This is a genomic window from Rossellomorea sp. KS-H15a, assembly GCF_024195245.1.
GTDB lineage: Bacteria > Bacillota > Bacilli > Bacillales > Bacillaceae_B > Rossellomorea > Rossellomorea vietnamensis.
The window spans coordinates 2,839,566-2,852,975 of record NZ_CP096886.1; the positions used below are offsets into that span (position 1 = coordinate 2,839,566).

At 42.5% G+C, this 13,410-nt stretch carries 11 protein-coding genes; 10 read left to right on the forward strand and 1 reads right to left on the reverse strand.

Annotated elements, in window-relative coordinates:
- Nucleotides 1-118: 118 nt before the first annotated feature.
- The 9 genes from M1J35_RS14440 to M1J35_RS14480 all read left to right on the forward strand — a co-directional run bounded on the left by M1J35_RS14440 (nt 119) and on the right by M1J35_RS14480 (nt 11,105).
- Nucleotides 119-1,102: an ABC transporter ATP-binding protein gene (locus M1J35_RS14440; protein ID WP_224519952.1), complete on the forward strand. Its 984-nt coding sequence runs from the start codon at nt 119-121 to the stop codon at nt 1,100-1,102.
- Nucleotides 1,099-1,755, forward strand: coding sequence for an ABC transporter permease (locus M1J35_RS14445; protein ID WP_254651554.1), 657 nt, complete (start codon nt 1,099-1,101; stop codon nt 1,753-1,755). The genes M1J35_RS14440 and M1J35_RS14445 overlap by 4 nt, the downstream gene beginning before the upstream one ends.
- A 24-nt stretch (nt 1,756-1,779) precedes the next feature.
- Nucleotides 1,780-2,679 (forward strand): ABC transporter substrate-binding protein, encoded by a 900-nt coding sequence (locus tag M1J35_RS14450; protein WP_254651555.1) that lies wholly within the window; start codon nt 1,780-1,782, stop codon nt 2,677-2,679.
- 202 nt (nt 2,680-2,881) lie between these two features.
- On the forward strand, nt 2,882-3,289 hold the full coding sequence (locus M1J35_RS14455) for a CoA-binding protein (protein ID WP_254651556.1): 408 nt from the start codon (nt 2,882-2,884) through the stop codon (nt 3,287-3,289).
- 310 nt (nt 3,290-3,599) lie between these two features.
- Complete coding sequence (gene parE / locus M1J35_RS14460; protein ID WP_179126103.1) at nt 3,600-5,549, forward strand: DNA topoisomerase IV subunit B; 1,950 nt, start codon at nt 3,600-3,602, stop codon at nt 5,547-5,549.
- A 3-nt stretch (nt 5,550-5,552) separates the two neighbouring features.
- Complete coding sequence (parC, locus tag M1J35_RS14465) at nt 5,553-7,991, forward strand: DNA topoisomerase IV subunit A (protein WP_254651557.1); 2,439 nt, start codon at nt 5,553-5,555, stop codon at nt 7,989-7,991.
- A gap of 260 nt (nt 7,992-8,251) precedes the next feature.
- On the forward strand, nt 8,252-9,676 hold the full coding sequence (locus M1J35_RS14470; protein WP_034759253.1) for an alanine/glycine:cation symporter family protein: 1,425 nt from the start codon (nt 8,252-8,254) through the stop codon (nt 9,674-9,676).
- Between the two features lie 138 nt (nt 9,677-9,814).
- Nucleotides 9,815-10,579 (forward strand): hypothetical protein, encoded by a 765-nt coding sequence (locus M1J35_RS14475; RefSeq protein WP_254651558.1) that lies wholly within the window; start codon nt 9,815-9,817, stop codon nt 10,577-10,579.
- Nucleotides 10,580-10,646: 67 nt separating this feature from the next.
- Nucleotides 10,647-11,105: a staygreen family protein gene (locus tag M1J35_RS14480; RefSeq protein WP_224519946.1), complete on the forward strand. Its 459-nt coding sequence runs from the start codon at nt 10,647-10,649 to the stop codon at nt 11,103-11,105.
- 528 nt (nt 11,106-11,633) lie between these two features.
- Here M1J35_RS14480 and M1J35_RS14485 read toward each other — a convergent pair.
- Nucleotides 11,634-12,605: an LAGLIDADG family homing endonuclease gene (locus tag M1J35_RS14485; RefSeq protein ID WP_254651559.1), complete on the reverse strand. Its 972-nt coding sequence runs from the start codon at nt 12,603-12,605 to the stop codon at nt 11,634-11,636.
- Nucleotides 12,606-12,811: 206 nt separating this feature from the next.
- Here M1J35_RS14485 and M1J35_RS14490 point away from each other — a divergent pair, with 206 nt between their 5' ends.
- Entirely contained in the window at nt 12,812-13,348 is a 537-nt protein-coding gene (locus tag M1J35_RS14490; RefSeq protein ID WP_224519945.1) for a ribonuclease H-like YkuK family protein, read from the forward strand.
- The last annotated feature ends 62 nt before the right edge of the window (nt 13,349-13,410 follow it).

Consider the following 13,410-nt stretch of genomic DNA (forward strand, 5'->3'; position numbering starts at 1 on the left):
TCATCACAAACTAATGGGGACAAGGGCATTTTCTTTTACAACATGTTTACCTTTTGTATAATGAGGGTATCCCTTCTATGTTTAGTAAAATTTCTCAGTACATAAAGCAGGTGTAAAAATGATTGAATTCCAAAATGTCACGAAAGTCTACGAGGATGGGACAGAAGCCATTAAGGGCATCGACCTCACGATTCCAAAAGGAAAGCTTGTTGCGTTGATCGGTCCGAGCGGATGCGGGAAAACGACAACGATGAAGATGATCAATAAACTGATAGCTCCATCAGGGGGTACCATCCGGATTGATGGAAGGGACATTTCAGAAACGGATGAAGTGGAACTCAGGCGGAACATCGGGTATGTCATTCAGCGGATCGGACTTCTGCCTCATATGACGATTGAAGAAAACATCAGTCTCATCCCCCGTCTAAAAGGATGGAAGAAGGAAAAATATGAAGGAAGAGTCAATGAGCTTCTTCATCTCGTTGGCCTTGAACCCGAAGTATACAAGAAAAGGTATCCACTCGAATTGAGCGGTGGACAGCAGCAGCGGGTCGGGGTGATACGTGCCCTTGCAGCGGAACCACCGATCATCCTCATGGATGAACCATTCAGCGCCCTGGACCCGATCAGCAGGGAACAGCTCCAGGATGAACTGAAAAGCATTCAAAATACGATACATAAAACCATTGTGTTCGTCACTCATGATATTGATGAGGCATTAAAAATCGCGGATGTGATTGCTGTCATGCGTGATGGTAAAATCGAACAGATCGCAGCACCCGCTGACCTTCTATCAGAACCCGCCAATGAATTCGTACGCGCCTTCATCGGTGAAAACCGACTGAGCGTTCATAAGCGGCATAAAAAGGTATCTGACATCATGAGGGATGATGAGAGGCATTTCCACGTCCTCCTTGAGGAACAGGAATACTCATTGATACCATTTGATGCCTCCATCCATGAAGCGGCAAGGCTGCTCCTGTCATCCGGTAAACCATATCTTATGGTGATAAAAGACGACAGGAAGATCGGGACCGTTACATCCAGTGACATTCTTAAGAATGTCGCCTCAGAAGGAAATAAGGAGGCGAGTTCTGTATGAATACATTTTCCCTCCTGTTCATCCAAACCATTTCAAACCGGTCGGATGCCATCTTAACAGGATTATTTGAACATCTTTATTTATCTTTTGTGTCGATTTTTATTGCGATTGCGATTTCCCTGCCTCTGGGTATTTACATATCACGAAAGAAGCAATCGGCCGAATTTTTCATCGGGATCACAGCTGTTTTTCAAACCATACCAAGTCTGGCCCTTTTCGGATTTCTTATTCCCCTCCTTGGTACGGGCAGTATCACAGCGATCATTGCCCTGACGGTTTACGCACTTCTTCCGATCCTGAGGAACACATACACAGGCATAATCGGGGTGGATGAAGGCGTGATCGAGGCAGGTAGAGGAATGGGGATGACCAACTCCCAGCTGTTATTCAAAGTGGAGCTGCCGCTTGCCCTGCCGTTTATCATGGCAGGGATCCGCACCGCTACCGTACTGACAGTAGGGGTCGCCACACTTGCCACCTTTGTAGGTGCAGGGGGACTTGGAGACCTTATCTACCGAGGACTTTCCACATGGAATAATTCACTGGTCCTTGCCGGGGCCATCCCAGCGGCACTCCTTGCATTAGGTTTTGATTTCATATTAAAAATCCTGGAGAAATTGACCACACCTAAAGGACTGAAAGCACGAAAATAAAGCAATATCCAAAGGAGAGTAAGAATGAAAAAGAAATTACAAGGTTTTATCATACTCACTGTATTATCCATCCTCATCGCAGGGTGCGGAAATGGCGGGGATAAAGATACCATCACCGTTTCAGGAAAGATGTGGACAGAGCAGTTCATCCTTACGCAAATGATGGCTGAACTTCTCAAAGAAAAGACAGATCTTGATATAAAAGTCGAAGAAGGGTTAGGGGAAGTATCGATTCTCACACCAGCCCTTGAAAAAGGCGACATTGATGTCTATGTGGAATATACAGGTACCGGCCTTGAAGCGGTCTTGAAAGAACAAGCAAAAGAAGGCGCTTCAGCAGATGAAATCCTTTCACAAGTGCGTAAAGGCTATGAGAAAAAGTTCGATGTCACCTGGCTGAAGCCACTTGGCTTTGAAAATACGTATACGCTTGCTTATACCGGGGATCAGGACTTCGATGCAAAGACTTTCTCAGATATCGTGCCACTTTCCAAAGACTTGAGCTTCGGTGCACCCCACCAGTTCTATGAACGCGAAGGGGACGGATACGATGCCTTCAGTGAAGCATATGGATTCGAATTCAAAGAAAAGAAAAGCTTTGACCCGAACATTATGTATGAAGCCGTTAAGAACGGGGATGTTGACATTATTCCTGCTTTTACAACCGATGGACGGATTCAGCGTTATAAGTTAAAAACGACAGAAGATGATAAAGGATTCTTCCCACCATACGATGCTGCGCCGATCATTCGTCAAGAAGTACTGAAAGAGCATCCTGAAGTAAAGAAAGTGTTGAATGAATTAGCAGGCAAAATCTCGGAAGAAGAAATGAGCGAAATGAATGCTAAAGTGGATATGGATAAACAAGATCCCAAAGATGTCGCACGTGAATTCCTAATATCCAAAGGCTTGATCAATAAGTAAGTAAAACGGGAGTGTCAATGGGGAAGAAGGTGCAGGGGATGGCAAAACGCTCCCTGACCTTTCTCTTGACACTTCCTTTTATTTAGATAATTTTATAAAATTTTGAAAAATTAAAGGGAAATATGGTATAAAAGAAGAATAGGACTTAAGAAACAGTGCAAGCATTTATCGTTAAGGATCAATGAAGGAGTGGTAAACAACCATGGAAAATCCATCACGACAAGAAATCGGAAACATCCTGAAACAATCAAAACGCATCGCCGTCATTGGTTTAAGTGATAATCCTGAACGGACATCCTATATGGTGTCTAAAGCCATGCAGGACCAGGGATATGAGATCATTCCCGTTAACCCTACCATCGAGTCGGCATTGGGTGTAAAGGCTGTATCCACCCTGAAGGAGATCGAAGGAACTGTTGATATCGTCAATGTATTTCGCCGCTCAGAATTTTTACCTGAAATCGCGGAAGAATTCGACCAGATCGATTCAAACGTATTTTGGGCGCAACTTGGTGTCATGAATGAAGAGGCATATCGCTTTTTAAAGGAACGTGGGTATACAGTCATTATGGATCGCTGTATTAAGGTTGAACATGCTTTAACCAAATAATCCTCACTCGTAACAAGCGGCTTTGACCGCTTGTTTTTTTCGTCCATACCTCACATTGACAATGGGAATAATCCTGTGGAAACAGGACATATTTTAAGGGGTTCACGGAAAATCCATTTGCGAAAATCAAATAAAACGCTACAATAAGCAATAGTGGTTTACCTTAGAGATTGATCAAAACAGGTAAACGAACAGATGTTCTTGTGTTATAGTTAATAGAGACATAACCAATAATAGCTTACAAGAACCACACTATTACGGTTAGAGAAGTTTTGAAAGGGGAATGTTCGTGGCCAACCAGAATAAGACCATGGATTACAATGATGATGCCATTCAAGTATTAGAAGGCTTAGAAGCCGTTCGTAAGAGACCTGGTATGTATATAGGCTCTACCGATTCAAGAGGCTTGCATCATTTAGTATACGAAATTGTCGATAACTCAGTGGATGAAGCATTAGCAGGCTTCGGGAATGAGATTATTGTTACGATACATAAAGATAATAGCATTTCAGTACAAGATAAAGGCCGGGGTATGCCGACAGGAATGCATAAGCTCGGGAAGCCGACACCTGAAGTTATTCTGACTGTTCTTCATGCAGGAGGGAAATTCGGGCAGGGAGGCTATAAAACAAGTGGTGGACTCCATGGTGTAGGAGCTTCTGTTGTAAATGCACTTTCCGAGTGGCTTGTCGTCACGATCGAACGGGATGGCATGAAATATGAACAGCGTTTCACTAATGGCGGTAAGCCTGAAACCACCCTCGAAAAGATCGGAAAGACCAAAAAATCAGGCACATGTATCCATTTCAAACCCGATCCCGAGATTTTCAGTAATACCACTTATAATTACGAAACACTATGTGAACGCCTGCGGGAATCTGCATTCCTGTTAAAAGGGTTAAAAATCGAAATCATTGATGAACGTCATGATCAGAAAGAAGTCTTTCATTTCGAAAGCGGGATCCAGGCATTTGTTCAATACTTGAACGAAGAAAAAGACGTCCTTCATAACGTAGCCTTCTTTGAAGGGGAACATCATACGATTGAAGTGGAGTTTTCTTTTCAATTCAATGATGGATTTTCAGAGAACATATTATCCTTTGTAAACAATGTCCGTACTAAAGACGGAGGAACCCACGAAGCCGGCGCGAAGACGGCCATGACCCGTGTCTTTAATGAGTACGCCCGTAAAGCGGGGATTTTAAAGGACAGGGATAAAAATCTTGAAGGGACCGACATTCGTGAAGGACTGGCGAGTATCGTTTCTGTACGTATACCAGAACATCTTCTTCAATTCGAAGGGCAGACAAAAGGGAAACTGGGGACAAGCGAAGCACGATCAGCCGTTGATGCAGTCGTGTCAGAACATCTTCTCTATTTCTTAGAAGAGAACCCTGATACGAGTTCCCTTCTTATCAAGAAATCCATTAAAGCGGCCCAGGCCCGTGAAGCGGCACGTAAAGCAAGAGAAGATGCACGAAATGGAAAGAAGCGGAAGCGTTCTGAAACCGTCCTATCCGGTAAGTTAACACCGGCCCAATCCAGAAACCCACAGCGTAACGAACTTTATCTGGTAGAGGGAGATTCAGCAGGAGGTTCTGCAAAACAAGGACGCGACCGCAAATTCCAGGCGATTCTTCCACTTCGGGGAAAAGTCATCAATACGGAAAAAGCCAAACTTCAGGACATCTTCAAAAATGAAGAAATCAACACGATCATCCATGCCATAGGCGGTGGAGTCGGTCCTGAATTCAATGTGGACGACATCAATTATGACAAGATTGTCATCATGACCGATGCGGATACGGATGGAGCGCATATACAGGTACTCTTACTGACCTTCTTTTACCGGTATATGAAACCATTGTTAGAAGCAGGAAAAGTGTATATCGCCCTTCCCCCCCTGTACAAAGTGAGCAAGGGAACCGGAAAGAAACAGAAACTTGAATATGCATGGACGGATGATGAGCTTCAAGGGGCCATCTCCAAAGTGGGGAAAGGATATATGATCCAGCGCTATAAAGGTCTTGGAGAGATGAACGCAGATCAACTGTGGGAGACGACGATGGATCCCGAAACACGGGCGTTGATCCGGGTACGCATTGATGATGCTGCACGAGCAGAACGCCGTGTGACCACTCTTATGGGTGACAAAGTAGAACCTCGCCGTAAATGGATTGAAAGCAATGTAGCCTTTGGATTGGAAGAAGACGGAAGCATTCTCGAAAACGAAAACATTACGGTCCGAGAGGAGGGGTAATCAATGACAACTGTAGAAAGATATCAAGACTTACCTCTGGAAGAGGTGCTTGGCGACCGATTTGGACGTTATAGTAAATACATCATCCAGGAGCGTGCATTACCGGATGCACGTGATGGATTGAAACCGGTACAAAGGCGTATTCTTTACGCCATGTATGTGGATGGGAACACTCAGGAGAAAGGGTTCCGGAAATCAGCGAAAACCGTCGGTAACGTTATTGGTAACTATCATCCCCATGGTGATACATCTGTGTATGATGCCATGGTACGGATGAGTCAAACGTGGAAGGTCCGTAACTACCTGGTGGAGATGCACGGGAACAACGGGAGCGTCGACGGAGATCCGCCGGCTGCGATGCGTTACACTGAAGCCCGTCTTTCTGCGATATCCATGGAGCTTCTTCGTGACATCGATAAAAAAACCGTGGAGTTTGTTCCGAACTTCGATGATACATCAAGTGAACCGACTGTTTTGCCGTCACGGTTCCCGAACTTACTCGTCAACGGTTCCACCGGTATTTCGGCAGGTTATGCAACGGATATCCCGCCTCATCACCTCGGTGAAGTGATTGATGCAGCCATCATGCGGATGGACAAGCCTGAGAGTACAGTCGATGACCTTATGACGGTCTTAAAAGGACCGGACTTCCCGACAGGGGGCATTATCCAAGGGGTCGATGGCATCCGGAAAGCCTATGAAACCGGAAAAGGAAAGGTTGTCGTCAGAGGGAAAGCAGATATCGAAAATATCCGTGGCAGCAAACAACAGATCGTCATTACGGAAATCCCTTATGAAATCAATAAAGCCAATCTCGTCAAAAAGATGGATGAATTCCGTGTGGACCGAAAAGTGGAAGGGATTGCAGAAGTCCGCGATGAAACGGATCGCGATGGGATGCGCATCGTCATCGAACTGAAAAAAGATGCGGATGCATCAGGTGTCTTAAACTACCTCTATAAAAACAGTGATCTTCAAATCACCTATAACTTCAATATGGTTGCCATACATAATAGACGTCCTAAGTTGATGGGATTACGTGAACTGCTCGATGCATACATACAGCATCAAAAAGAAGTGGTGACCAATCGGACCAGGCATGATCTAAATAAAGCAAAGGACCGTCAGCATATCGTTGAAGGTCTTATGAAAGCACTGTCTATATTGGATCAGGTGATTGCAACCATCCGTGCTTCAAAGGATAAACGTGATGCAAAGGATAACCTGATTCAAAAGTTCCAGTTTACAGAAGCACAGTCTGAAGCGATAGTCAGCTTGCAGCTTTATCGTTTGACGAATACAGACATTACCGCCCTTCAGGCAGAAGCGGAAGAATTGGCGAAAACGATCGAAGAACTTACGGCAATACTGGAAAGTGAAAGCAAACTTTACAGTGTGATCAAAAAAGAACTAAAAGCAATCAAAAAGCAATTTGCTGACGCCAGACGAACTCAAATCGAGGAAAAAATTGAAGAAATCAAAATCAATCTGGAAGTGCTGATTGCCAGTGAAGATGTCATGGTCACCGTGACCCGGGATGGATATATGAAACGAACCAGCCTTCGTTCTTATTCTGCATCAAATGGTCAGGATCTTGCCATGAAAGAAACAGACAGGCTCCTGGGACAATATGAAATGAATACGACAGATGTCCTTCTCGTATTTACAAACAAAGGGAACTATATTTATTGCCCTGTCCATGAGCTTCCGGATATCAGATGGAAGGATCTAGGTCAGCATGTAGGGAATATTGTCCCGGTCGACCGGGATGAGCAGGTTCTTAAAGCGATTCCGGTTAAGGAATTCGACCCGTCGCATTACTTACTGTTTGTCACCAAGAACGGTATGATCAAGAGGTCAGAGCTGCCTCAATATAAAGCACAACGATATTCCCGTCCGCTGGTGGGAATCAATCTTAAAGGTGACGATGAGCTCGTTGATGTCCATATAACAGATGGATCACATGATGTTTTCATTGCCACGCACTTAAGCTACGGCCTTTGGTTCGCAGAAGAAGATGTGAACATCGTAGGACCAAGGGCAGCGGGAGTGAAAGGGGTCAACCTCAAGGATGACGACTTTGTCGTATCCGGTAAGATCATAAGAGACCCAGCGAAAGACTTCATTTTCCTGGCTACGCAGCGTGGGGCCGTGAAGAAAATGAAACTGGCGGAATTCGAAAAAACGTCACGTGCTAAACGCGGAGTCATTATGCTTCGGGAATTGAAATCCAATCCTCATCGTGTAGTGAGCATAGAAGCAGTGAAAGATACAGATAAAGTAGGGCTACTAACAACTAAAGGGAAAGCAGAAGAGGTAAATGTTTCAGACCTTCGACCAAATGACCGCTATTCAAATGGTTCATTTGTGATTGATGAAGGGGAGAGCGGCTCCGTTTGTGAAACCTGGGCAGAATCCCGTACATCCGAAGTAAAAGAATAGACATTCAAAAAGCGACCAGAATTATTTCTGGTCGCTTTTTTCCATCATAAGGGTAAGGATGAATGGTAAATGTATATTCATTCAATATTGTAGTACAATGCCGGTATTGGATTGTACTACAATTCATATTCTTTCAAAAATATGAATCTATCTGTTGAAGAAAAACCTTTTTTTTGATAGATTAAAACAATGTCTGAATGGGTAAACATACAATGGCCCAACCATTATTTGTAAAAATAAAACAACTAGGGGGAACATTTATGGAGTTATTAACAAGTATCGTAGGCACCTTGAATGATTATATGTGGTCATACATACTAATCGTGGCATTAATCGGACTCGGATTATATTTCTCGCTACGCACACGATTCGCACAGTTCCGTTATTTAGGAGAAATGGGGAGACTATTAACGGATAAAACGACCATTTCTTCAGAAGGAAAACGAGGGATTTCTTCTTTCCAGGCATTCACCATCAGTACGGCTTCGCGAGTCGGTACCGGTAACCTTGCCGGTGTGGCAACAGCGATCGCAGGCGGAGGGCCAGGAGCTGTGTTCTGGATGTGGCTGATCGCCTTACTCGGTGGAGCAACCAGTTTCGTGGAAAGTACACTCGCTCAGATCTACAAAGTGAAAGACGGAAAGGACGGTTATCGTGGTGGGCCTGCTTACTACATGGAAAAAGGATTAAATGCTCGTTGGATGGGGATTCTGTTTGCCATCATCATCACCTTCTGTTTTGGTCTTGTATTTAACTCTGTCCAATCCAATACCATATCACTTGCTATGGAAGAAGCCTATTCATTCGATCGAATGACAGTCGGCATCATTCTGGCAGTGCTAACTGCACTCGTCATTTTCGGTGGGGTCAAGCGGATCGCGAGTGTCACTCAAATCGTCGTTCCGATCATGGCCGTTCTTTATCTGATCCTTGCTTTCTATATTCTGGTCACCAACATCACCATGCTTCCAGACATGTTTGTGGTCATCTTTGAGAATGCATTCGGTATTCGAGAAGTAGCAAGCGGCGGAGTAGGAGCAGCCATCATGATGGGAATCAAGCGTGGATTATTCTCGAATGAAGCGGGTATGGGTAGTGCACCTAACGCAGCGGCGTCTGCAGGGGTTACGCACCCTGTTAAACAAGGATTGATCCAAACGCTGGGTGTCTTCACAGATACGTTACTGATCTGTACGGCTACTGCCTTCATGATCATCTTATCCGATCAATATACAACCGGGATCGATGGCATTCAACTGACTCAGGCAGCTTTGAGCTTCCATGTGGGTGCATGGGCGGATACCTTTGTCGCTGTCGCCATATTCCTGTTCGCTTTCAGTTCAATCATCGGAAACTACTATTACGGGGAAACCAATATCGAATTCATTAAATACAGTCCGGTCTCCCTATTTATCTATCGAATCGCTGTTCTTGGCATGGTGATATTCGGAGCCGTTGTGAAACTCGATATCGTATGGAGCTTAGCCGATTTATTCATGGGTCTGATGGCCATCATCAACTTGATTGCCATTACATTACTAGCCAAGATTGCCATTGCTGCATTAAGGGATTATAGAGAGCAAAAAAGGCAGGGGAAGGATCCTGTTTTCTACTCTGATTCGATTAGTGGGTTAAAGGGCATTGAAAGCTGGGAAGCAAAGCCTGAAGCAAGAGAACAACAATAGCAAGAATGGACCGGCCTGAATAGGGGCCGGTCTTTTTCTTATTATGTAAAAGGAATAATAAGATGGATATTGATTACATAGAATTACCTTCTCTGGAGAAAATAATGATGAATAATTTTCCACTGAGGAGAGAGAATCATGAGAAAAGAATTACTATTTGCATTCGGTGCCTTTTTTATTATGTCGCTCCATGCCATTGCCGGGAACTATTCCACTGAACCGATGGAAAAACAACCAGTAAATGAAATGACTTTAAAAGTATATAAAAAAGATGTAACCGGTGATGGTAAGAAAGATACGATCACACTCAAAGCGATTCCTTTTTCTCCTGATGCCCTGTTTCTCAAACAAATTTGGGCGGATATCAAGACGTCCAAGGGAAGCGACATCCGGATTGATTATGAGGGTGGTTATGAACCGAAAATTCAATTTGTCGATCTAAATCATGATGGTATTAAGGATATGCTGTATTCAGCTGCAACAGGTGGCAGCGGCGGCCTATACAATATGGCTCTCGATACATTGGCCGACAATAAGCTCGTCAATATCGGATTGGCTGAGCCCATTACGATTCAAGCTCAATTTGAAGATCAATACAAGGCATCCATTACGTTTGTGGATACAAACCAATCCTACACAGTGGATTTAAGCGATCGGAAAGAGGAATACGAAAGACTGGGAATTTATACCGACGGCAATCTAAATGAACCTATGGAATTAATGGTGGGACCGTATGCGTTTTTCGAACCGGTCAAAATCCTTGGGAAACGCGGAAAAGGGCTGAAGGGATATCAGCAAATCAGTGGTGCCTACCATGCTGATGGTATCGGTACAGCCACTTCTTATTGGTATTATGAAAAAGGTGAATGGAAGTTGATCAAAATCAAGTGGAAAGAAAATTGAAAGAGAACCGTTTCTAGGCAAACGTCATACTCTGTAGTAAGCCCATTACTGTAAAGGAGGCTTATGCATGAGTGAATTTAAGCCTGAAAAGTTAACGGTTCAATATCTGCCGCCTGCGTCCGTCTTTAATCCCATTGATAACAGGAAGTACACGTTAACCCATTCCGATACGACAGGCGAACTATACTTAAGTATCGGCTGCCGCTATGATCTTGAAAAGATCAATATGACCATGAGGGACGAAGTGTTGGGAGAATGGAGACGGAATCTCGGTCAATATACGCTGACCGGGACTGTATATATCAGTGGGGGGGAATTCGATCAGCAGCTTTCCAACGTACGATTCATGATCTTTAAGAAGGAGCTGCCACTGGCCCTCGCAGCAATGGTGAACGGGGATAAAGGCTTTTACACGTATTATCCATGGCTTCTTGATGCACCCATTATCATCTGTTTTGAATCCATATTCCCTGAATATCAGCAATCGCTTTATTTTGGAACACCAAGGCAATATCTCATTAAATAATGCATAAAGCATAGAGAGGACCGAGGGACTCTTTATGCTTTTTTATAGTGGGAATTACCATACGAATTAGAAAATGTGATCGATTATTGGACGAAAAATCATATGGGGAGTATGAATCGTCACTCCGATATTATGTAAACTAAAGTAGCTGAATAGACAGAATCCAGTAATTAGGAAAGGAACATTAAAATAACAAGAATGCTTAAATATTTCGATTGGAAACTTAAAGAGTCAGATAATAGCATTTGAATGGTGATAAGAATTGATTCTTTATAACTTGCTTTGGATTTATAGCCAGATAACTATTGATAGGATTGAAACATTTGATAACGATATAACAAATTACAGATAATCATGATTGATCATCCTTATTTTTTCTTCTGTCTCATTATAAACAGTATACTTGTGATACGAGACTGAAATGAGTGATTTTATTTAGGTTCCTATAATTTACATTATGGTAACTAGAAAAATGACATTGCGTAAATTCACCTGCTTAGTAAATGAAATAAAAAAACTTCACTTTTATTAAGTGAAGTCTCTTACCACCTTTTTAATCAGATTGAATTGGTCCTCGAATTCTAAATCATTCCTTAACCATATATCCAATGTTTTTAGATCTATTCCAATTCCATTACATGCTTTATTTACATCAATACAATGGCTATACAACTCTAAGAAGTTCTTCTTTTTTTCTAAAATTGTTTTCGCCATACTGATTTTATTGATAAGTTCTGTAGCTTCTAAAGATTCCTTTTCAAATTCTGAATACTTCCGTTCTAAATATATTTCTTTTTCTCTGTAGATCCAATCAGCAAACATTTTTAATGATAATCTACTCACAATGAATAGTCTGTAATGATTTCTGACTAACTTCAGTTTTGTTGTGAAGCCTCTCAGGTCAAATACTGACTTCAAAGATAACAGAAAGCCTAAGGAATTGCCCACGAAGGTTACCGTATACCCTTCATAGTTCACATTCCCATCCCCATCAAAGTACCCTCTCACAAAATGACTCAAATACTTTTCTGGAATTTCCGGTATCTGAAGTGCATTTGATTTGTCACTGGTCATTCCGTGCAGGTTCATCAAGTCATATTTCATAACCTTGCTCCCAATAATAAGTGTATATACATCCGTATTATTCATCACTAATGGATGATTTGACTGAAGTTCCTCCCGAATCTGCTCTAGTATATCGGGATCCTTTTGAGAAAAACAAACCGTATGATTGCTGCTGCTGATATACCCGTCTGCAGCAAAAAACCCGAGTATATAGGCCATGTTGTTGCTCCAGGTCTTAAAGTAATCCTCATTAACCCTGTATTTTCGTTTCCAGCTCCCGTGTGGGTTTCTGACCACTTTATTCTTTTGTAATACTGAATTGATATAACGGGCGGATACATTCGCTCTCCGGGCAATTTCAGCTGTTCTTTCACCTTCTTCATACATCTTTATAATTTCAGATTTTTCTAGGGTGCATTTCTTATTTCTAGTCATATAAAGCACCACCTTTATTCATATGTACCTCTATTTTACCGAACAAACGTTCTATTATCAAAGATAGAAACTCAAAATATTTATAGACTTAGGTAAAATCATAATCATAGGTAATCATTTCACACTAAATAAATTCTCATCATAGAATATAGATAAAATCTACACCTTACACTCACAAATCGGTTAAGAAAGCTGTGATTGAAAAGATGAAAAACGGTAAACATCATCACTTTTCATTTCAAAATCTACAGGAAATCGGGATGTCATTTGACCAGGTCTTTGAACATATTGTGAAATTCATGCAATCAGAGCCAAACGGCCACTATCGATTAATGGTTGGGACTGATTCTCAAGTTCATCACTCACATACGACCTTCATAACAGGAATTGTCATCTTAAATGAAGGAAAAGGTGTGTGGGCATGTATAAGAAAACTGATAATCCCAAGAAGAATGCTGCAATTGCATGAGCGGATCTCATACGAGTTATCATTATCCGAAGAAATTGTTTCGCTGTTTACTGAGGAAAGAAAAACTCAGTTAATCGATATCGTCCTTCCTTACATTTATGCCGGAGCCTCGTTTACTATGGAGGGGCATATTGACATCGGAAATGGGAAGCAGAATAAAACGAGTAAGTTTGTAAAAGAGATGGTTTCAAGGATGGAAGCCACTGGTGTGGAACCGAAGATTAAACCTGATGCTTTCGTGGCTTCGAGCTATGCCAACCGTTATACAAAATGAGCCATCTATCCTCCCTCACTTCTTCAAACCCTCATAACAAAACGCCTGGAAAAGTATTTCCA

What these genes read in the sequence shown, in the direction of transcription:
- M1J35_RS14440 (WP_224519952.1), top strand. Translation starts at nt 119, where the DNA reads ATGATTGAATTCCAAAATGTCACGAAAGTCTACGAGGATGGGACAGAA.
- M1J35_RS14490 (WP_224519945.1), top strand. Translation starts at nt 12,812, where the DNA reads ATGAAAAACGGTAAACATCATCACTTTTCATTTCAAAATCTACAGGAA.
- M1J35_RS14470 (WP_034759253.1), top strand. Translation starts at nt 8,252, where the DNA reads ATGGAGTTATTAACAAGTATCGTAGGCACCTTGAATGATTATATGTGG.
- M1J35_RS14450 (WP_254651555.1), top strand. Translation starts at nt 1,780, where the DNA reads ATGAAAAAGAAATTACAAGGTTTTATCATACTCACTGTATTATCCATC.
- M1J35_RS14455 (WP_254651556.1), top strand. Translation starts at nt 2,882, where the DNA reads ATGGAAAATCCATCACGACAAGAAATCGGAAACATCCTGAAACAATCA.
- M1J35_RS14480 (WP_224519946.1), top strand. Translation starts at nt 10,647, where the DNA reads ATGAGTGAATTTAAGCCTGAAAAGTTAACGGTTCAATATCTGCCGCCT.
- M1J35_RS14445 (WP_254651554.1), top strand. Translation starts at nt 1,099, where the DNA reads ATGAATACATTTTCCCTCCTGTTCATCCAAACCATTTCAAACCGGTCG.
- M1J35_RS14485 (WP_254651559.1), bottom strand. Translation starts at nt 12,605, where the DNA reads ATGACTAGAAATAAGAAATGCACCCTAGAAAAATCTGAAATTATAAAG.
- M1J35_RS14475 (WP_254651558.1), top strand. Translation starts at nt 9,815, where the DNA reads ATGAGAAAAGAATTACTATTTGCATTCGGTGCCTTTTTTATTATGTCG.
- parC (WP_254651557.1), top strand. Translation starts at nt 5,553, where the DNA reads ATGACAACTGTAGAAAGATATCAAGACTTACCTCTGGAAGAGGTGCTT.
- parE (WP_179126103.1), top strand. Translation starts at nt 3,600, where the DNA reads ATGGATTACAATGATGATGCCATTCAAGTATTAGAAGGCTTAGAAGCC.